The sequence below is a fragment of the Gluconacetobacter tumulicola genome (assembly GCF_014174215.1).
In the GTDB taxonomy this organism is placed as follows: Bacteria; Pseudomonadota; Alphaproteobacteria; order Acetobacterales; family Acetobacteraceae; genus Gluconacetobacter; species Gluconacetobacter tumulicola.
In genome coordinates this window covers 1-1,555 of record NZ_JABEQL010000064.1, presented here as the reverse complement: position 1 = coordinate 1,555, position 1,555 = coordinate 1, and the positions used below count along the sequence as shown (strand labels likewise).

General features: G+C 65.9%; 2 protein-coding genes. Both read left to right on the top strand.

The features are described from left to right. The first annotated feature begins 114 nt into the window (after window positions 1-114). Window positions 115-1,026 (top strand): tyrosine-type recombinase/integrase, encoded by a 912-nt coding sequence (locus tag HLH29_RS19225; protein ID WP_182968976.1) that lies wholly within the window; start codon window positions 115-117, stop codon window positions 1,024-1,026. Between the two features lie 19 nt (window positions 1,027-1,045). Continuing rightward, window positions 1,046-1,555 (top strand): IS91 family transposase (locus HLH29_RS19220; protein ID WP_182968975.1); only part of this gene is annotated, 510 nt, incomplete at its 3' end.

Genomic DNA, 1,555 nt, shown 5'->3' with positions numbered 1-1,555 from the left:
GCGCGGGAATGGTGTAGCGTGGCTGTCTGTCACCACGGCGTGAAACAGGTGTTTTATTTGAAGCTGACCTGATGGTCCGCCGCACTCTGGCTTGTGTCCAACACAAGGAGCCAGATGATGACGGAGCTCATTTCTGCAGGCGCGATCAGCCCTCTTCGCCAGCGCCTGATCGACGACATGACGATGCGGGGGTTCTCGCGCGAGACGCAGCGCAATTATATCCGTGATGTCGGTCGTTTTGCGACCCATCTGGGCCGTTCTCCGCACACGGCGACGGCGGAGGAGGTCCGTCAGTTCCAGATCGAGCAGCACGAGGCCGGCCTGCCGATACCGACGATGAACAGTATCGTGTCGGCGCTGCGGTTTTTCTTCACCTACACGCTCGACCGGCCTGATCTTGCGCGCAAGCTGGTTCGCACCAGACATCCCCGCACCCTGCCCGTCGTGCTGAGCCGCGATGAGGTTGCCCGCCTGCTCAACGCGACCACCTGCCTCAAGCACCAGGTGGCGCTCTCGGTCGCCTATGGGGCGGGCCTGCGCGTCGCCGAGGTCGCCGCCCTCAAGGTGAGCGATATCGACAGCGCGCGCATGCTGCTGCGGGTCGAGCGGGGCAAAGGGGGCCGTTACCGCAACGCCATGCTGCCGGCCGACCTGCTGACGTTGCTGCGGGAGTGGTGGAAACTCGGCCGCCAGCAGGGCGTGATGCATCCTCACGGCTGGCTGTTTCCTGGCCAGAACGCGATGAAGCCCCTCTGCACCCGGCAACTGCATCGTGTGGTCGTCACGGCGGCGAGCGCTGCGTCGATCAGCAAACGGGTCGGTCCGCACACATTGCGGCACAGTTTTGCGACGCATCTGCTGGAGGATGGCGTCGATGTCCGCGTGATCCAGGCCCTGCTGGGTCACGCCCGTCTCGACAGCACGGCGCTCTATACAAGGGTCGCCACCCGCACGGTTCGGGCGGTGACCAGTCCGCTCGACACATTGGGGATCCTGGCGACGGCGCAGGCGAGGCCCGACGGCTGATCCTGGAGCGGGGGCGGTCATGTCCGCCTCGCTCGAACTGGGTGACATCTTCCGGGCTGCCGGTCCTGCCTGGCGGGCAGCCCATGCCGGCCGTCTCCCCCTGCAGCAGCTCAAGGTCATGTCGGCGATCGAACACTGTCGCACCGCGGCCCTTGGTGGCCATGTCGCGGCCTGTGGGGACTGCGGACACTGGCGCATTGCCTATAACAGTTGCCGCAACCGTCATTGTCCGCGCTGTCAGGGGAACGCCGCACGGACATGGCTGGCCGAACGGGAGGCCGATCTGCTGCCGGTCGGTTATTTCCATGTCGTCTTCACCCTGCCGGCACGGATCGCCGACATCGCCCTCCAGAACAAGGCCGTTCTCTACGCCCTGCTGTTCCAGGCGGCCTCGGAGACCATGATGACGATCGCCGCCGATCCCCGGCATCTGGGCGCGCGCATCGGCATCACCGCCGTGCTGCACAGTTGGGGGGCGGCGCTGACCCACCATCCCCATGTCCATATGATCGTGCCGGGCGGCGGCCTG